Genomic DNA, 18,006 nt, shown 5'->3' with positions numbered 1-18,006 from the left:
CCTAGAGTTTCGGCTGTCGCCGAATCCTGGAGGTGTCCGTGCCGTCGCGGCTGCACTTCGCCGAGGAGGACTTCCTGTCCTGCCGGTTCGCCCTGTCGCCCCTGTGGGAGACGCAGGACGTCGTACGGACGCTGAAGCGGCCGGAGCGGCACGGGTACCACGCGCGCTGGCTGCGGCGGGTCGCACCGGCCGCGGCGCGGCTGGACCTCACGCCGCTGTGGCTGCTGATGCCGCGCTTCGGGAACACCCCGGACTGGCTGGCGCCGCCGCCGATCGGGCCCGCGGCCCGGTTCGAGGAGGAGATCGCCGCGGTGCGCGCGGCCGATCCCGAGGCGGCGCGCGAGGAGACCGCGCGGTCGCTGGCGGACACGCCGGGGGCGCTCGCCTCGGAGCGCGGCCGGGCCTGGCTGGCGGACCCGGCCCGGATGATCCGGGAGCTGGCCGATGCCGTGGAGGAGGTCTGGTACACGCTCGTCGCCCCGGACTGGCCCCGGCTGCGGGCGCTGCTGGAGGCCGACGTGGCGTTCCATTCGCGGCGGCTGGCCGAGGTGGGGCTCGGGGGGCTGCTGCCGGAGATCAACCGGCGGTTCGGCTGGCATGCGGGGACGCTGACCGTCGAGTACCGGGGTGAGCACGAGCGGCGGCTGGACGGGCGGGGCCTGGTGCTGATGCCGAGCGTCTTCGTGTGGCCGGACGTCGTCAGCACGTTCGAGCCGCCGTGGCAGCCGACGCTCGTCTATCCGGCGCGCGGCATCGGCGGGTTGTGGGCGGAGCCGGCCGCGGGGACGCCCGAGGCGCTGGTACGGCTGCTGGGGCGCGGCCGGGCGGCCGTGCTCGCCGCGCTGGACGAGCCGGCCAGCACCACCGCGCTCGCCCACCGGCTGCGGCTCGCGCCCTCGTCGGTCTCGGCGCATCTGACGACGCTGCGCGAGGCCGGGCTGCTGCTGTCGCGGCGCTACGGCCACCAGGTGCTGTACGAGCGCACACCGCTCGGGATCGCGCTGGCGGCGGGGGGCGGCTTCGCTCAGTCCCCGGAGGGCACCGGGTTCTCCGAAGGTTCCGGGTCTCCGGAGGGCGCCGGGTTCTCGGAGAGGTGACGTTCGACCGTGGCGACCTTGCTGGTGAGGCCGTCGGTGACGCCGGGGCGGATGTCCGCCTTCAGGACGAGGGAGACGCGCGGCGCGCGTGCCTCGACCGCGGCCACGGCGCGCCGGACGACGTCCATGACCTCGTCCCACTCGCCCTCGATCGAGGTGAACATGGCGTCCGTGCGGTGCGGCAGCCCCGAGGCACGGACGACGCGGACGGCGTCGGCGACGTACTCGCCCACGTCCTCGCCGACACCCAGGGGCGTCACGGAGAAGGCGACGATCATGCGCCGACCACCCCTTCGCGGCGGGCACGGGCGGCGATCACGGCGTCCTCGGCCTCGCGGCGCAGCTTGCGCTCGGCGAAGAAACCGCCGGTGGGCAGGACGGAGAGGACGAAGTAGAGCGCGGCGGTGCCGGGGCCCCACTTGGCTCGGTTCCAGGCGTCGGCCCAGAAGATCACGTAGAGGATGAAGAGGACTCCGTGGACCGCGCCCATCACGGGCACCGCGTTGAAGTCCGTGGTCCGCTTCAGTACGGAGCAGACGAGAAGGAGCAGGAAGGAGACGGCCTCGGGGGCGGAGACCAGGCGGAGTCGGCGCAGGGCGGTGGCGGTCTTGATGTCCACGGATCACCTCGTGGGAGACGTCGGATGACGGGGCGGGCGTGCACGGCGCGGACGCGCCACGGCTTGTGAACGGACGCACAAGCGTGGGCCCCATTCTGGCACTGCCCGGGTCGCGCCCTTCCTCAGGGGGTACCGGGGCGTCCCCTAGGGGCGGGTTCCGGGTCGGGATCCACCCACGGGTGGTGTTGTCTCCACCCTCGGCACGGCTACCTTCGCAACGTGGCAACCTTCCGACTCCAAGGCAGCAAGGTGCTGGCCGTCGACATGACCGGCGACGCCGTGAAGGCGAAGAACGGCTCCATGGTCGCGTACGACGGGCAGATCGCCTTCAAGAAGCTCAGCGGCGGCGGTGAGGGCCTGCGGGGGATGGTGACCCGGCGGCTCACCGGCGAACAGATGACCGTGATGGAGGCGCGCGGGCACGGCACCTGCTGGTTCGCCGACCGCGCCTCCGAGATAAACCTCGTCTCCCTCCAGGGGGACAAGCTGTACGTCGAGTCGAGCAATCTGCTCGTGACGGACGCCGGCCTGCGCACGGGTACGACGTTCACGGGACTGCGCGGCGCCTCGCAGGGCAACGGCCTGTTCACCACCACGGTGGAGGGGCACGGACAGGCGGCGCTGCTGTCGGACGGTCCGGCGGTGGTGCTGCGGGTGAGCGCGCAGTACCCGCTGACGGTGGACCCGGGGGCGTACATCGCGCACCAGGGGAACGTCCGGCAGTCCTTCCAGTCGGGGGTGACGTTCCGCACTTTCATGGGCGAGGGCGGTGGCGAGGCGTTCCAGATCCGGTTCGAGGGGGACGGCCTGGTGTACGTGCAGCCGAGCGAGCGGAACACGATCGCGGGGGATGTGTGAGATGGCGTTCCGTGAGATCAACTCCAAGATGGTCGAGGCGACCGTGGCTCCCGGGGAGCGGCTGTTCAGCCAGCGCGGCGCGATGCTCGCGTACAAGGGGGAGGTGTCCTTCACACCCAACATGCAGGGCGGTCAGGGCGGGCTGATGTCGATGATCGGCCGCCGGGTGGCGAACGAGGCGACGCCGCTGATGACGGTGGAGGGCAGCGGCACGGTGCTGTTCGGGCACGGCGGCCACCACGTGCAGGTGATACGGCTCGCCGGGGACACGCTGTACGTGGAGGCGGACCGGTTGCTCGCCTTCGACGGCTCGCTCCAGCAGGGCACGGTGTTCCTCGGCTCGCAGGGCGGGGTGATGGGCATGGTGCGCGGGCAGGTCACCGGGCAGGGCCTGTTCACCACCAGCCTGAAGGGGCACGGCGCGGTGGCGGTGATGGCGCACGGCGGAGTGTTCGAGGTGCCGATCACCCCGCAGCGCCCGGTCCATGTGGACCCGCAGGCCTACGTCGCCCACCACGGGGACGTACGCAACAGACTGTCGACGGCGCTGGGCTGGCGGGACATGGTGGGCCGCGGTTCGGGCGAGGCCTTCCAGCTGGAGCTGAGCGGCAACGGCTCGGTGTACGTGCAGGCCTCGGAGGAGAAGCTGTGAGCGGCTACGGAATGGCCGGCGGGGGCGGGATGCCCGGCGGAGTCGGCGGTCCCGGGATGCCGGGCGGGCCGACGGTTCACGACCCCCTGACGCTGCCGGTCGACGACAACGTGAACGCGTACACCTTCTGCGTGGAGCTCAAGGGCGGCCAGTGGTTCCTGCAGAAGGGGAAGATGATCGCCTACTACGGGTCGATCGACTTCAACGGCATCGGGCACGGCCGGCTGGACCGTCTGGTGCGTACGTCGTTCCATTCGCCTTTGCACGCGAGCGACTGGGTGGTGGCGGAGGGCTCGGGCAAGATGCTCCTCGCCGACCGGGCCTTCGACGTGAATTCGTATGACTTGGAGGAGGGCAACCTGACCATTCGCTCAGGCAACCTTCTCGCTTTTCAGCCAACTCTCGCGCTGAAGCAGTCGATCGTTCCGGGGTTCCTGACGCTCATCGGTACGGGGAAGTTCGTGGCGGCGTCCAACGGGCCGGTGGTGTTCATGGAACCGCCGATCCGGGTGGACCCGCAGGCCCTGGTCGGCTGGGCCGACTGCCCCTCCCCCTGCCACCACTACGACCACGGCTATCTGACGGGCGTGATGGGCGGTCTACGTGCGATGACGGGCCTGGGCGGGGCCTCCGGCGAGGAGCACCAGTTCGAGTTCGTCGGGGCGGGCACGGTGCTGCTGCAGTCCTCCGAGGCACTGATGGCGGAGCAGGCCACGGGGGCGGTGCCGCCGGAACCGGGCGTGCCCGGCGGGGGCGGGGCACCCGGGGGCCAGGGGCAGGGGGCCGGGGGATCGCGTCTTCCCGGACAGCTCGGTGACCTCCAGCGTCGCTTCGGGCTGTGAGCGGTAGTCTGCGGAGGGTGACGTCGAACGGGTGCACGTACCCATCGGCGCACGTCATCGACGTCACCGCCCTCACTAGTTCGCCATTCAACCTTTTAGGTAGACTTCATCCATGGAGACCGAGACGGCCACCCGCTGGCTGACCGATGCGGAGCAGTGCGCCTGGCGCACCCACCTGGAGGTCAACAGGCTGTTGACGTACCAGCTAGAGAAGGACCTGCAGCCGTTCGGCCTGACAATGAACGACTACGAGATCCTGGTGAATCTCTCCGAGTCGGAGGGCGTCCGGATGCGGATGAGCGACCTGGCGGCCGCGACCATGCAGTCCAAGAGCCGGCTCTCGCACCAGATCACCCGCATGGAGAACGCCGACCTGGTGCGGCGCGAGAACTGCGAGTCCGACCGGCGCGGGCTCTTCGCCGTGCTCACCGAGCACGGCACGGACATGATGCGGAAGGTGGCGCCGCACCATGTCGCCTCCGTGCGGCGGCACTTCATCGATCTGCTGTCGGAGGAGGATCTGGAGCATCTGCGTACGTCGTTGCGGCCGGTGGCGGAGCGGCTGCGGACGCAGCGCGGCAAACCGTGATGTTCCCCTGCGGTCCCGGGAGCGTCAGGGGCCGTGGGCCCGCGTCCGTGCTGAGAGGCCCTGGTCCGCCGTCGGCAGACGCAGGGTGAGGAGGGCTCCGCCGCCGGGGGCCTCCGTGGCCGTCAGGGTGCCGCCGTGGCGGCGGGCGATGTCCCTGGCGATGGCCAGCCCCAGCCCCGTACCGCCGTCGTCACGCGCGCGGGCGTCGTCCAGTCGGACGAACCGCTCGAAGACGCGCTCGCGCTGGTCGGCGGGGATGCCGGGCCCGTCGTCCGCGACCGAGAGGACGGCGTGCCCGCCCTCCCGGCGGACCGTCACCGTGACCCGCTGCCGGGCGTGCCGCGCGGCGTTGTCCAGCAGGTTGGCCAGGACCCGGGCCAGCTGCCCCCGGGACCCGACGACCGCGACCCCCTCGGCCCCCTCGGCCGCGCTCGCTCCCTCAGCCTCCTCAGTCTCCTCGACGACGACGCCCTTCCGGCCCCGTGCCGCCTCCCGCGCCAGCGTGTCCAGCGGGACGCGCGCGTCCCCCGGCCGCTCCCCCGCGTCCAGCCGGGCGAGCAGCAGCAGATCGGCGGCGAGGTGCTGCAGCCGTACGGTGTCCTCGACGGCCCCGTCCACGTCGAGGAGCGCGGGGTGGGCGGCACCCACTTCCAGTTGGGTGCGCAGGGAGGCCAGCGGGCTGCGCAGCTCGTGCGAGGCGTCCGCGACGAACCGCCGCTGCCGTTCCACCGACGCCTCCAGCGCGGTGAGGGTCCGGTTGGTCGTACGGGCCAGCCGGGCGACCTCGTCGCCGGTGCCGGGCACCGGGACCCGGCGGGCCAGGTCCTCGGAGGCGGTGATCGCGGCCATCTCCACGCGGATGTCCTCCACCGGGCGCAGCGCGCGCCGGGTCACCAGCCAGGTCACGCCCGCCACGGTGAGCAGCAGCAGGGGCAGCCCGACCGAGAGCGTCGTCAGGGCGGTGTTCACGGCGCCGCGCTCGGCGTCGAGCGGGGCACCGGCCCGGACGGTCAGGGTGACGTCGCCGGGGGTGGTGACCTCCAGCGCGGCGAACCGGTAGTCGCGGGTGCCGTCGTCGACGGTGGCGGTGCCGACGGTGTGCGTGACGTCGTCGGAGATCTCGCCGACGGCGGGGTCGTCGTCGGTCTCGTCCTTCCCGTCGGCCTGGTCGGCCTGGTCGCGGCCGGTGGAACCGTCGTCGTCGCGGCCGCCGCCGTGGTCGTCGGAGCGGCCTCCGCCGTGGTCGTCGGTACGGCCGCCGCCGTGGTCGTCCGAGTCGTCGCCGGAGCCGTCGTCGTCCGAGCTCCCGGAAGAGCCGGACCTGCCGGAGGACCCTGCGGACCCTGCGGAGCCGGACCCCGTGCCGGCGGCGCTCGGGGTGGGCGCCTGAGCGGACGTGGGGGCGGTGGGAGCCGTACGTGCGACGTGCACGGGGGTGCCGTCGACGGCGCGCAGGTCCTCACCGGCCGCCACCGTCCGGCCCCGCTCGTCCTCGACCGCCACCGGATGGTCCTCCTCGTCCGGCCAGTCGAGCCTGGCGTAGGCGATGCCCGCGGCGAGCTGGGAGGCGACCCGACGGGCGGCGGACTCGGCCTGGGTGTCCGCCTGACCGACGAGGTTGGCGCGCAGCGAGAGCACCAGCGCGGCCCCGGCGGCCAGCAGCGCGACGGCCACCACGCAGCTCGCGGCGAGCGTGGCCCGGGCCCGGACGGAGCCGAACGGCCGCCGCCGGGTCACCGTGCCTCCAGCCGGTACCCGGCACCCCGCACGGTGCGGATGCGCTCGGCGCCCAGCTTGCGGCGCAGGGCGCTGATGTACACCTCGACGATGTTGGGGTCGCCGTCGTAGGCGAAGTCCCAGACGTGATCGAGGATGTCGGCCTTGGAGACGACCTCTCCCGGGTGCAGCACCAGGTGCTCCAGGACGGCGAACTCCTTGGCGGTCAGGGCGACGTCGGCGCCGTCACACAGCACGCGGCGGGCCGCGGTGTCGACGGTGAGGCCGCCGCGGACGTGCACGGGTGAGGGGCCCGGGCGGGCGCGGCGGCGCAGCAGGGCCTTCACCCGGGCGACGAGGACGACGTAGGAGAACGGCTTGGTGAGGTAGTCGTCGGCACCGGTGTCCAGGCCCTCGGCCTCGTCGTACTCGCCGTCCTTCGCGGTGAGCATGAGGATCGGCACGTCATGGCCGGCGGCGCGCAGGGCGGCGCAGACCCGGTAGCCGTTCAGGCCGGGCAGCATGATGTCGAGGATCACCAGGTCGTACGGCCCCTCGCCGGCCCGGTGCAGGCCCTCGCGTCCGTCGTGGACGACGTCCACGGCGTAGCCCTCGGCGGTCAGGCCCTTCGCGAGCGACAGGGCGAGCCGCTTCTCGTCCTCCACGATCAACAGGCGCACGCGCCCAGCGTGACAGAGAGAACCTGAAGGGTTCTTCAGGTGGCTTCAGGCTGCGTTCAGCACGGGTGGGCGACGGTGGTCCGTGTCATCGGCCCCGGACGGTTCCGGGGTCCACCCGACCTCATGGAGGAGCGGCATGAAGCGGAACATCGTACTTGCGGTCGTCGCGGCGGCGGTGCTGGTGGGAGGCGGTACGGCGACGGCACTGGCCGTCGCGGACGACGGTGGAGCGGGGTCGGACGTGGCCGCATCGGGCGCGCCCGGATCCGGTGCGGACGACCGGGTGAACGCCCGGCACCACGACGGACTCGACGACCACGGGCGACACCACGACGGACTCGACGACGGACGCGACGACCACGGACGTCACCACGGCCGGGACGGGCGCGACGACGACTCCGTCGCCGTGTCCTCCGCCGGGGTGACCGCCGCCGAGGCGATCGCCGCCGCCCTGCGGCACACGCCGGGCGCGGTGGTGCGGGCGGAGCTGGACGACTCGGTCTGGTCGGTGGAGGTGCTGTCCGCGGACGACTCCTGGCGTGACGTACGGGTGGACCCGGACACCGGGAAGGTGCGGGCGGTACGTGTCGAGCACGAGGACGCGGAGGACGTGACGGAGGCGCGCGCCGCGCTGAAGGGAGCCTCGACGTCGGCGGAGGAGGCGGCGCGGGCGGCCGCGTCGAAGGGGGCGGTGACGTCCGTGGAACTGGACGAGCGCGGATGGGAGGCGGAGACGGTCGCCTCCGGCGGTGGGGAGCGGGACTGGACGGTCGGGTTGCGGGGTGCGGGAGTGACCCCCGGTCACCCGTGACGGACAGGGGTGGCCGGGGGGCTTTCTCTCGCCCCCGCCGCCCCTTCCCGTCCCCCGCGCCCCCTCGCGGGACGCGGTTCTCAGCCCCCCACCAAGCCCTCCACCAGCTCGTCCGCCGCCCGGTAGGGGTCCAGTTCGCCCTGCACGATGCGGTCCGCCAGCGCGCTCAGGCGCCTGTCGCCGTGGAGGTCGCCGATGCGTTCGCGCAGCGTCGTGACGGCGATCGTCTCGACCTCGCGGGCCGCCCGCGCCCTGCGGCGCTCGGCCAGGACCCCCCGCTCCTCCATCCACGCACGGTGCTTCTCCAGCGCCTCGACGACCTCCTCGACGCCCTCGCCCCGCGCCGCGACCGTCTTGACGATCGGGGGACGCCAGTCGCCCGGGCCCCGCGCCTCGCCGAGGCTCAGCATGTGGTTCAGCTCGCGGGCGGTCGCGTCGGCGCCGTCGCGGTCCGCCTTGTTGACGACGTAGACGTCGCCGATCTCCAGGATGCCCGCCTTGGCGGCCTGGATGCCGTCGCCCATCCCGGGCGCGAGAAGCACCACCGAGGTGTCGGCCTGGGAGGCGATCTCGACCTCCGACTGCCCGACGCCGACCGTCTCGACGAGGATCACGTCGCAGCCCGCCGCGTCCAGCACCCGGATCGCCTGGGGCGCGGCCCAGGCGAGGCCGCCCAGGTGCCCGCGCGTCGCCATCGAACGGATGTAGACGCCCGCGTCGGAGGCGTGCTCCGACATCCGCACCCGGTCACCGAGCAGCGCGCCCCCGGAGAACGGGGAGGACGGGTCGACGGCGAGCACACCGACCCGTTTCCCGGCCTTCCGGTAGGCGGTGACCAGCGCGGACGTGGACGTCGACTTGCCGACGCCCGGCGACCCCGTCAGCCCCACCACGTACGCCCCGCCGGTGAGCGGGGCGAGCGCGGCCATGACCTCCCTGAGCTGCGGGGACGCCCCCTCCACGAGGGAGATCAGCCGGGCCACGGCACGCGGCCGGCCCTCCCTCGCCCGGGCGACCAGCGTGGCGACGTCCTGCATCACAGCTCCGTTCGGACAAGCGGACCGACAAACCAGCAGGCCTACAGACCTACAGACCTACAGAAGAACAGACCTACGCGAAGGGCGGCCGTCAGGCGCCCGGGACCCGCAGGATCAGCGCGTCGCCCTGACCCCCGCCGCCGCACAGCGCCGCCGCGCCGACCCCGCCACCGCGCCGCCTGAGCTCCAGCGCCAGGTGCAGGACGAGCCGTGCGCCGGACATGCCGATGGGGTGGCCGAGCGCGATCGCGCCACCGTTCACATTCACCTTTTCGGAGGAAATTCCCAGGTCCTTCATTGACTGCACGGCCACGGCGGCGAAGGCCTCGTTGATCTCGATGAGGTCGAGGTCGGTGACGTCCAGGCCCTCCTTGCCGAGCGCGTGCCGGATCGCGTTCGACGGCTGGGACTGCAGCGAGTTGTCCGGCCCGGCCACGTTGCCGTGGGCGCCGATCTCGGCGATCCACTCCAGGCCCAGCTCCTCGGCCTTCGCCCTGCTCATGACGACGACGGCGGCGGCACCGTCGGAGATCTGCGAGGAGGAGCCCGCGGTGATCGTGCCGTCCTTGCTGAACGCGGGCCGCAGCTTGCCGAGCGACTCGGCGGTCGTCTCGGGGCGGATGCCCTCGTCCTTGCTGAAGATGACCGGCTCGCCCTTGCGCTGCGGGATCTCCACGGGGGTGATCTCGGCCTCGAACAGGCCGTTCTTCTGCGCGGCGGCGGCCCGCTGGTGGGACAGGGCGGCGATCTTGTCCTGCGCCTCGCGGGGGATGCCGAGGCGGGTGTTGTGCTTCTCGGTGGACTCCCCCATGGCGATGTTCTCGAAGGAGTCGGTGAGGCCGTCGTACGCCATCGCGTCGAGCATCTGCACGGCGCCGTACTTGAAGCCCTCGCGGGACCCCGGCAGCAGGTGGGGGGCGTTGGTCATGGACTCCTGGCCGCCGGCCACGATCACGTCGAACTCTCCGGCGCGGATGAGCTGGTCGGCGAGCGCGACGGCGTCGAGGCCGGACAGGCACACCTTGTTGATCGTGAGCGCCGGCACGCTCATGGGGATGCCGGCCTTGACCGCGGCCTGCCGCGCCGGGATCTGCCCCGCTCCCGCCTGCAGCACCTGGCCCATGATCACGTACTGCACCTGGTCGCCGCCGATGCCCGCACGGTCGAGGGCGGCCTTGATCGCGAAGCCGCCGAGATCGGCTCCGGAGAAGGACTTCAGGGAGCCCAGCAACCGTCCCATGGGCGTCCGCGCGCCCGCGACGATCACCGAGGTATTGCTGTTCGTTCGGGTCATGAGCTGCGATCCCCTTACCGGCTGCACTGCCGAGGAGTGAGTGGGAGTGAACGAGGGTTCACTTCCAAGGTACTGAGTGGCACTCCGTGCCGTCATCGTCCTTACGGTGTGATCGCGCGCACGTTGCGTAACCGTCGCCGTAGCGCTGCACTGACACCATGCTGACGCGAATCGACCACATCGGGATCGCCTGTCACGACCTCGACGCGACCGTCGAGTTCTACCGGGCCACGTACGGCTTCGAGGTGTTCCACACCGAGGTCAACGAGGAACAGGGGGTCCGCGAGGCCATGCTGCGGATCAACGGCACCGACGACGGCGGCGCCTCCTACCTGCAACTGCTCGAACCCGTCCGCGAGGATTCCACCGTCGCCAAGTGGCTGGCCAAAAATGGCGAGGGGGTGCACCACATCGCTTTCGGCACGGCGGACGTCGACGCCGAGGCGGCGGACATCCGGGACAAGGGCGTCCGCGTCCTGTACGAGGAGCCACGGCGCGGCTCCATGGGGTCGCGGATCACCTTCCTGCACCCGAAGGACTGTCATGGCGTACTGACAGAACTGGTCACTTCGGCGGCTGTTGAGTCGGCGGAGCACTGACCGACGTACATAAGGGCCGGTAGGGTTGGGGGCGGTCGTGCCTCCCGTGTGTCTGCGGGAGCGCGTGGCCACTTGCCGGGGTCCGGGTTTCGGGGGACGAGCGTCGGGGCAGCAGCCCGTGCTCCGCCGTTGAATCTGACACCATTCCCCGGGGGCCCCGTTCGGCGGATGGACGGTGCTCGGTTGATCAAGCTTGCGACCAGGGGACGGATGGGACCGCGCAGTGCGGGGCTACGAACGCCAGGAGCGAGAGCCGGCGGCTGACGTCGACCACCTCTCTCGGTTCGAGGCCGAGATGGAACGGCTGAAGACCGAGCGGGAAAAGGCGATCCAGCACGCCGAGGACCTCGGCTACCAGGTCGAGGTGCTGCGCGCCAAGCTGCACGAGGCGCGCCGCACGCTCATGTCCCGGCCCGCCTACGACGGGACGGACCTCGGCTATCAGGCCGAGCAGATGCTCCGCAACGCCCAGGCGCAGGCCGACCAGCTGCGCAGCGAGGCGGAGCGGGAGCTGAGTCAGGCCCGCGCGCAGACCCAGCGCATCCTGCAGGAACACGCCGAGCAGGCCGCGCGGCTCCAGGCGGAGCTGCACCAGGAGGCGGTCAACCGCCGCCAGCAGCTCGACCAGGAGCTGGCCGAGCGCCGGCAGACCGTCGAGTCGCACGTCAACGAGAACGTGGCGTGGGCCGAGCAGCTGCGGGCCCGCACCGAGTCGCAGGCCCGGCGGCTGCTGGACGAGTCGCGGGCCGAGGCCGAGCAGTCGCTGGCCACCGCCCGCGCCGAGGCCGAGCGGATCGCCGCCGAGGCCCGCCAGCGGCTCCAGGGTGATGCCGAGGCGGCCCGTGCGGAGGCCGACCAGATCCTGCGGCGGGCCCGCGCCGAGGCCGAGCGGCTGCTGAACGCCGCCTCCACCCAGGCGCAGGAGGCCACCGACCACGCCGAGCAGCTCCGCTCCAGCACCGCGTCGGAGTCGGACGCCGCGCGCCGCCAGGCCGCCGAGCTGAGCCGGGGCGCCGAGCAGCGGATGAGCGAGGCCGAGGCGGCGCTGCGCGAGGCGCGCGCCGAGGCCGACAAGGTCGTCGCGGAGGCCAAGGAGGCCGCCGCGAAGGCGCTGTCGAGCGCGGAGTCGGCCAACGAGCAGCGCACCCGCACGGCGAAGGAGCAGGTCGCCCGGCTGGTCAGCGAGGCCACCAAGGAGGCGGAGTCCACCAGGACGGAGGCCGAGCAGGTCGTCGCGGACGCTCGCGCCGAGGCGGAGAAGATCGTCGCGGAGGCCGCGGAGAAGGCCCGCAGCATCACCGCCGAGGAGACCGCCTCCCAGCTCGCCAAGACCGCCCGTACGGCGGAGGACGTGCTGAACAAGGCGTCGGAGGACGCCAAAGCGACCACCAGGGCCGCCGCCGAGGAGGCCGAACGGATCCGCCGCGAGGCGGAGGCCGAGGCGGACCGACTGCGTGCCGAGGCGCACGACATCGCCGAGGAGCTCAAGGGCGCGGCGAAGGACGACACCAAGGAGTACCGGGCCAAGACGGTCGAGCTGCAGGAGGAGGCCCGCCGGCTGCGCGGCGAGGCCGAGCAGCTGCGGGCCGACGCGGTCGCCGAGGGCGAGAAGATCCGCGCCGAGGCACGGCGGGAGGCCGTCCAGCAGATCGAGGAGGCGGCCAAGACCGCCGAGGAGCTGCTGGCCAAGGCCAAGGCGGACGCGGACGAGCTGCGGGCCACGGCGGCCACGGACAGCGAGAAGGTGCGCACCGAGGCCATCGAGCGGGCCTCCACCCTGCGCCGGCAGGCCGAGGAGACCCTGGAGCGCACCCGCAAGGAGGCCGAGCGGCAGCGCGCCGAGGCCACCGAGCAGGCGGAGGCGCTCAAGGAGGACGCCGAGCGGGCCGCGCGCGAGCTGCGCGAGGAGACCGAGCGGGGCGTCGAGGCCCGTCGCGAGGAGGCCGCCGAGGAGCTGACACGGCTCAAGGAGGAGGCCGAGCAGCGGGTCACCGCCGCCGAGCAGGCGCTGAGCGACGCCCACCAGGAGGCCGAACGGCTGCGCCGCGAGGCCGTCGAGGAGACCGAGCGGCTGCGCACGGAGGCCGCCGAGCGGATCCGTACGCTCCAGGCGCAGGCCGAGGCGGAGGCCGAGCGGCTGCGCGACGAGGCCGTGGCCGACGCGTCCGCCTCCCGCGCCGAGGGCGAGGCCATCGCCGTACGGCTGCGTTCGGAGGCGGCGGCGGAGGCCGAGCGGCTCAAGACGGAGGCGCAGGACACCGCCGACCGGGTGCGGGCCGAGGCGCAGGCCGCGGCCGAGCGGCTCAACAAGGAGGCCACCGAGACGCTGGCGGCCGCGCAGGAGGAGGCCGCCCGTCGTCGCCGCGAGGCCGAGGAACTGCTCGGCGCCGCGCGCCGGGACGCCGACCAGGAGCGGGAGCGGGCCGGCGAGCAGAGCGAGGAGCTCCTCGCGGTGGCCAGGGCCCGCGTCGAGGAGGCGCAGGCCGAGGCCGAGCGGCTGGTGGAGGAGGCGGACCGGCGGGCCACCGAGATGGTCACCGCCGCCGAGCAGACCGCCCAGCAGGTACGCGACGCGGTGGCGGGTCTGCACGAGCAGGCGCAGGAGGAGATCGCCGGACTGCGCAGCGCCGCCGAGCACGCGGCGGAGCGTACGCGCCGGGAGGCCGAGGAGGAGTCCGACCGGGTCCGCGCCGACGCCTACGCCGAGCGGGAGCGGGCCGCGGAGGACGCGAGCCGGCTGCGCCGGGAGGCGGCCGAGGAGCGGGAGACGGCGGCCTCGCTGGCGGAGCGCACGCTCGCCGAGGCGGCCGCCGAGTCGGAGCGGGTGCGCGCGGACGCCGCGGACCACGCCCAGCGGGTGCGCACCGAGGCCTCGGACGCCATCGCCCACGCGGAGCAGGACGCCGCGCGGACCCGCGCGGAGGCGCGCGAGGACGCCAACCGCATGCGGTCGGACGCGGCGACGCAGGCGGACACCCTCATCACCGAGGCGCGGTCGGAGGCCGAGCGGCTCACCACGGAGACCAACGCCGAGGCCGAGCGGGTCCTGACCGAGACGAACGCCGAGGCGGAGCGGGTGCGGGCGGAGTCCGTGGCCCGGGCCGAGCGGCTGGTCGGGGACGCCTCCGAGGAGGCGGAGCGGCTGCGCGCCGAGGCCGCCGAGACGGTCGGCTCGGCCCAGCAGCACGCGGAGCGGATGCGGGCGGAGGCCGAGCGGGTCACCGCCCAGGCCCGCGAGGAGGCCGAGCGGACGCTGGACGAGGCCCGCAAGGAGGCCAACAAGCGGCGTTCGGAGGCGGCCGAGCAGGTCGACACCCTCATCACGGAGACGGCGGCGGAGGCCGACAAGCTCCTCGCGGACGCCCAGCAGAACGCGCAGCGGACGACGGCGGACGCCGAGACCCAGGCCGACAGCATGGTGGGCGCCGCCCGCACGGAGGCCGACCGGCTGGTCTCGGAGGCGACCATCGAGGGCAACGGCCTGGTGGAGCGGGCCCGCGCGGACGCCGACGAGCTGCTGGTGGGCGCGCGCCGGGACGCGACGGCCATAAGGGAGCGGGCGGAGGAGCTGCGCGACCGCATCACCACCGAGATCGAGGAGCTGCACGAGCGGGCGCGGCGCGAGTCGGCCGAGGCGATGAAGTCGGCGGGCGAGCGGTGCGACGCGCTGGTGAAGGCGGCCGAGGAGCAGCTCGCCGAGGCCCGGGACAAGGCCGAGGAGCTGATGTCGGAGGCCAACTCGGAGGCGAGCAAGGTGCGCATCGCCGCCGTGCGGAAGGCCGAGGGGCTGCTCAAGGAGGCCGAGCAGAAGAAGACCTCGCTGGTCGCCGAGGCGGAGGAGATCAAGGCCGAGGCGATCCGCGAGGCCCGGCAGGCGGTCGAGGAGGGCAAGCGGGAGCTGGAGATCCTGGTGCGCCGGCGACAGGACATCAACGCCGAGATCTCCCGGGTGCAGGACGTGCTGGAGGCCCTGGAGTCCTTCGAGGCACCGGGCGGCGGCAAGGACGGCGGAGCCAAGGCGGCGGCCGTCGTCGGTCCTCGTTCGGGTGGCAAGGCGTCAGAGGGGTAGCCAGGGCTGTACATTCCGTACTCGACGGGGCGTAACACACGGGTGTCGGCAAGGGTTCCGGCGGTCAGCCACCCGAAAGAGGTGTCATTCTCCAGATCAAACACGTATCCGCTCGATGACACACCGCTTCGGCCCCTAGGATTCCCTCTATCACCTCACCGGTCTCTTTCGACAGGAACCCCATGAGCGACACTTCCCCCTACGGCTTCGAGCTTGTGCGGCGTGGGTACGACCGCGCTCAGGTGGACGAACGCATCTCCAAGCTCGTCTCCGACCGTGACAGCGCACTGGCCCGCATCACCGCACTGGAAAAGCGCATCGAGGAGCTCCACCTCGAGACGCAGAACGCCCAGGCCCAGGTCACCGACGCCGAGCCGTCGTACGCCGGTCTCGGTGCGCGCGTCGAGAAGATCCTGCGTCTCGCCGAGGAAGAGGCGAAGGACCTGCGCGAGGAGGCCCGGCGCGCCGCCGAGCAGCACCGCGAGCTCGCCGAGTCGGCGGCCCAGCAGGTGCGCAACGACGCGGAGTCGTTCGCCGCCGAGCGCAAGTCCAAGGCCGAGGACGAGGGCGTCCGGATCGTCGAGAAGGCCAAGAGCGACGCCTCCCAGCTGCGCTCCGAGGCCCAGAAGGACGCGCAGTCCAAGCGCGAGGAGGCGGACGCCCTCTTCGAGGAGACGCGCGCCAAGGCCGCGCAGGCCGCCGCCGACTTCGAGACCAACCTCGCCAAGCGCCGCGAGCAGTCCGAGCGCGACCTGGCCTCGCGTCAGGCCAAGGCCGAGAAGCGTCTCGCGGAGATCGAGCACCGCGCGGAGCAGCTGCGCCTGGAGGCGGAGAAGCTGCGCACGGACGCCGAGCGCCGCGCCCGCCAGACGGTGGAGACGGCCCAGCGACAGGCCGAGGACATCGTGGCCGACGCCAACGCCAAGGCCGACCGCATCCGTTCGGAATCGGAGCGCGAGCTGGCCGCCCTCACCAACCGCCGCGACTCGATCAACGCGCAGCTCACCAACGTGCGCGAGATGCTGGCGACGCTCACGGGTGCCGCGGTGGCCGCCACCGGTTCCCCGTCCGAGGACGACTCCGTCTCCCGCGGGGTACCGGCCCAGCAGACCCGGTAGGGCTCCGCGGGGCTCCGGCGTCCGGGCTCGTACGCCCCGGCAGTCACAGGAGAGCGCGGGAGGCTGCCCCTTCCGCACGGTGTGGAAAGCCCTTCGCCATTTCGGGTGGCGGAGGGCTTCCCGCCGTTCTAGCGTGACACGCATGATCGAGCTCGAGGGCCTGACCAAGCGCTACGGCGGGAAGCTGGCGGTGGACCACCTTTCCTTCACGGTCCGCCCCGGTGTGGTCACCGGCTTCCTCGGCCCCAACGGCGCCGGCAAGTCCACCACCATGCGGATGATGCTCGGTCTGGACCGCCCCACCGCGGGCCGCGTCCGCATCGACGGCCGGCGCTACGAGGAGCTCGCGGACCCGCTGAAGTACATCGGTGCCCTCCTCGACGCCAAGGCGACGCACGGCGGCCGCAGCGCCTACAACCATCTGCTGTGCCTGGCGCAGAGCAACGGCATCCCCGCCTCCCGGGTCCACGAGGTCCTGGACACGGTCGGGCTGACGTCCGTCGCCCGCAAGAAGGCCAAGGGGTTCTCGCTGGGCATGGGTCAGCGCCTGGGCATCGCCGCCGCACTCCTCGGCGATCCGCGGATCCTGATGTTCGACGAGCCGGTCAACGGTCTCGACCCCGAGGGCATCCACTGGATCCGTACGCTCATGAAGTCCCTGGCCGCCCAGGGCCGTACGGTCTTCGTCTCCTCCCACCTGATGAGCGAGATGGCGCTCACCGCCGACCACCTCGTGGTCATCGGCCAGGGCCGGCTGCTCGCCGACACCACGATGGCGGACTTCATCGCCCGCAACTCCCGCGCCTTCGTACGGGTCCGCTCCCCCCAGCGCGAGCGGCTCCTCGACGCGCTGCACGACGCGGGGATCACCGTGATCGAGGCGGGCGGCGGGGCGCTGGAGATCGACGGCGACATGGCCGAGCGGATCGGCGAGCTGGCCGCGCGGCACGGACTCGTCCTGCACGAACTCAGCCCGCAGCAGGCGTCGTTGGAGGAGGCGTTCATGCAATTGACCGCCGAGTCCGTGGAGTACCACGCGCACTCCGGGCCCGCGCCGGACCGCGACCGGGGCGAGAACCGCGAGACCTGGAAGAAGGTGGGCTGACGATGGCGGCGAGCCAGGTCGTCCGCTCCGAGTGGACCAAGATCCGGTCGGTGGCGTCCACCGTGTGGACGCTCTCGCTGGCGGTGGTCGTCACCGTCGCGCTCGGCATGCTCATCTCGGCGCTGTCCCGGCACGAGTTCGGCGACATGAGCCGGAGCGACCGGGCCACCTTCGACCCGACGTTCGTCAGCTTCGCGGGGATGACGCTCGGGCAGCTCGCGATGATCGTGTTCGGGGTGCTGGTGGTGTCGAACGAGTACAGCACCGGCATGATCCGCACGTCGCTGGCGGCGGTGCCGCGGCGGGCGACGTTCCTGTTCAGCAAGATCGGGGTGGCGACCGTGCTCGCCCTGGTGGTCGGGATGGTGACGAGCTTCGTCGCGTTCTTCCTCGGCCAGGCGATGCTCGGACCGCACCGGACCTCGCTCGGCGAGCCGGGGGTGCTGCGGGCGGTGATCGGCGGCGGGCTCTACATGACGCTGATCGCGATGTTCTCGATGGGGGTGGCCGCGATGCTGCGCTCCCCGATGCTGTCGCTCGGCATCCTGATGCCCTTCTTCTTCCTGATCTCGAACATCCTGGGGAACGTCTCGGTGACGAAGAAGGTCGGCCAGTTCCTGCCCGACCAGGCGGGCAGCCGCATCATGCAGGTGGTGCCCCGCGTGGGCGACGACACCCCCTACGGTCCCTGGGGCGGCCTCGGCATCATGCTCCTGTGGGTGGTGGCGGCCCTCGTGGGCGGCTACGCGGTGCTCCGCCGCCGGGACGCGTGACGGAGACCTCGCGTCGCCCCCGGGGCGGGAGCGTTCCCGAACCGTAGTCACCGGGCGGGAACTGTCAGTGGCCCGTTATTCTCCTAACCCTTACGGGGGGCGTCCGGCCCCGACATACGTACGTCCTGATCCTGTCGATGGGTGCGG

General features: G+C 72.6%; 17 protein-coding genes. 11 read left to right on the top strand and 6 right to left on the bottom strand.

Translation table 11 applies throughout. From position 1 onward, the window contains the following. Nucleotides 1-38 precede the first annotated feature (38 nt). Nucleotides 39-1,097 carry a DUF5937 family protein gene (locus QFZ64_RS24015; RefSeq protein ID WP_307068992.1) on the top strand — a complete coding sequence of 353 codons (1,059 nt, stop codon included), beginning with the start codon at nt 39-41 and terminating at the stop codon, nt 1,095-1,097. On the opposite strand, the gene QFZ64_RS24010 is transcribed toward QFZ64_RS24015, so the two are convergent. Together QFZ64_RS24010 and QFZ64_RS24005 are read right to left on the bottom strand one after the other, a co-directional pair. Continuing rightward, nucleotides 1,025-1,375 (bottom strand): MTH1187 family thiamine-binding protein, encoded by a 351-nt coding sequence (locus QFZ64_RS24010; protein WP_307068990.1) that lies wholly within the window; start codon nt 1,373-1,375, stop codon nt 1,025-1,027. The two genes, QFZ64_RS24015 and QFZ64_RS24010, sit on opposite strands and share 73 nt — an antisense overlap. Further along, nucleotides 1,372-1,716 carry a DUF3817 domain-containing protein gene (locus QFZ64_RS24005; RefSeq protein ID WP_307068988.1) on the bottom strand — a complete coding sequence of 115 codons (345 nt, stop codon included), beginning with the start codon at nt 1,714-1,716 and terminating at the stop codon, nt 1,372-1,374. Before QFZ64_RS24005 ends, QFZ64_RS24010 begins: the two co-directional genes overlap by 4 nt. 264 nt (nt 1,717-1,980) lie before the next feature. Here QFZ64_RS24005 and QFZ64_RS24000 point away from each other — a divergent pair, with 264 nt between their 5' ends. The 4 genes from QFZ64_RS24000 to QFZ64_RS23985 all read left to right on the top strand — a co-directional run bounded on the left by QFZ64_RS24000 (nt 1,981) and on the right by QFZ64_RS23985 (nt 4,657). After that, nucleotides 1,981-2,574, top strand: a complete 594-nt coding sequence (locus QFZ64_RS24000; RefSeq protein WP_307071846.1) for an AIM24 family protein — start codon at nt 1,981-1,983, stop codon at nt 2,572-2,574. Between the two features lies 1 nt (nt 2,575). Next, nucleotides 2,576-3,226, top strand: a complete 651-nt coding sequence (locus QFZ64_RS23995) for an AIM24 family protein (RefSeq protein WP_307068987.1) — start codon at nt 2,576-2,578, stop codon at nt 3,224-3,226. A 29-nt stretch (nt 3,227-3,255) separates the two neighbouring features. Continuing rightward, on the top strand, nt 3,256-4,068 hold the full coding sequence (locus QFZ64_RS23990; protein WP_373430768.1) for an AIM24 family protein: 813 nt from the start codon (nt 3,256-3,258) through the stop codon (nt 4,066-4,068). A 112-nt stretch (nt 4,069-4,180) separates the two neighbouring features. Then, on the top strand, nt 4,181-4,657 hold the full coding sequence (locus QFZ64_RS23985; RefSeq protein ID WP_307068985.1) for a MarR family winged helix-turn-helix transcriptional regulator: 477 nt from the start codon (nt 4,181-4,183) through the stop codon (nt 4,655-4,657). Nucleotides 4,658-4,681: 24 nt separating this feature from the next. Here the strand turns inward: QFZ64_RS23985 and QFZ64_RS23980 are convergent, their stop codons facing one another. After that, nucleotides 4,682-6,394 (bottom strand): HAMP domain-containing sensor histidine kinase, encoded by a 1,713-nt coding sequence (locus QFZ64_RS23980; protein ID WP_307068983.1) that lies wholly within the window; start codon nt 6,392-6,394, stop codon nt 4,682-4,684. Then, nucleotides 6,391-7,053, bottom strand: coding sequence for a response regulator transcription factor (locus QFZ64_RS23975; protein ID WP_307068981.1), 663 nt, complete (start codon nt 7,051-7,053; stop codon nt 6,391-6,393). The genes QFZ64_RS23980 and QFZ64_RS23975 overlap by 4 nt, the downstream gene beginning before the upstream one ends. A 136-nt stretch (nt 7,054-7,189) precedes the next feature. Here QFZ64_RS23975 and QFZ64_RS23970 point away from each other — a divergent pair, with 136 nt between their 5' ends. After that, the gene (locus QFZ64_RS23970) at nt 7,190-7,864 is read left to right on the top strand and encodes a PepSY domain-containing protein (RefSeq protein ID WP_307068979.1); all 675 of its coding nucleotides are present in this window, start codon (nt 7,190-7,192) and stop codon (nt 7,862-7,864) included. A gap of 80 nt (nt 7,865-7,944) precedes the next feature. On the opposite strand, the gene meaB is transcribed toward QFZ64_RS23970, so the two are convergent. Together meaB and QFZ64_RS23960 are read right to left on the bottom strand one after the other, a co-directional pair. Then, nucleotides 7,945-8,901 carry a methylmalonyl Co-A mutase-associated GTPase MeaB gene (gene meaB / locus QFZ64_RS23965; protein ID WP_307068977.1) on the bottom strand — a complete coding sequence of 319 codons (957 nt, stop codon included), beginning with the start codon at nt 8,899-8,901 and terminating at the stop codon, nt 7,945-7,947. Nucleotides 8,902-8,992: 91 nt separating this feature from the next. Beyond that, complete coding sequence (locus QFZ64_RS23960; protein ID WP_307068976.1) at nt 8,993-10,195, bottom strand: acetyl-CoA C-acetyltransferase; 1,203 nt, start codon at nt 10,193-10,195, stop codon at nt 8,993-8,995. A 158-nt stretch (nt 10,196-10,353) separates the two neighbouring features. Between QFZ64_RS23960 and mce the strand changes: the two genes are divergently transcribed. The 5 genes from mce (at nt 10,354) to QFZ64_RS23935 (ending at nt 17,859) form a co-directional block, all read left to right on the top strand. Continuing rightward, a complete protein-coding gene (mce, locus tag QFZ64_RS23955; protein ID WP_307068975.1) occupies nt 10,354-10,794 on the top strand; it encodes a methylmalonyl-CoA epimerase in 441 nt (146 codons plus the stop codon). A gap of 223 nt (nt 10,795-11,017) precedes the next feature. Next, entirely contained in the window at nt 11,018-14,863 is a 3,846-nt protein-coding gene (gene scy, locus QFZ64_RS23950; protein WP_307068973.1) for a polarized growth protein Scy, read from the top strand. Nucleotides 14,864-15,045: 182 nt separating this feature from the next. Next, nucleotides 15,046-15,981 carry a cellulose-binding protein gene (locus tag QFZ64_RS23945; protein ID WP_307068971.1) on the top strand — a complete coding sequence of 312 codons (936 nt, stop codon included), beginning with the start codon at nt 15,046-15,048 and terminating at the stop codon, nt 15,979-15,981. Between the two features lie 142 nt (nt 15,982-16,123). Further along, nucleotides 16,124-17,086, top strand: a complete 963-nt coding sequence (locus QFZ64_RS23940) for an ABC transporter ATP-binding protein (RefSeq protein ID WP_307068969.1) — start codon at nt 16,124-16,126, stop codon at nt 17,084-17,086. 2 nt (nt 17,087-17,088) lie between these two features. Beyond that, nucleotides 17,089-17,859 carry an ABC transporter permease gene (locus QFZ64_RS23935; protein WP_307068967.1) on the top strand — a complete coding sequence of 257 codons (771 nt, stop codon included), beginning with the start codon at nt 17,089-17,091 and terminating at the stop codon, nt 17,857-17,859. Nucleotides 17,860-18,006 lie beyond the last annotated feature (147 nt).

This window comes from Streptomyces sp. B3I8 (assembly GCF_030816915.1).
Classification (GTDB): domain Bacteria; phylum Actinomycetota; class Actinomycetes; order Streptomycetales; family Streptomycetaceae; genus Streptomyces.
The sequence above is the reverse complement of the archived record's forward strand: the minus strand, read 5'-3'. Positions and strand labels throughout refer to the sequence as shown.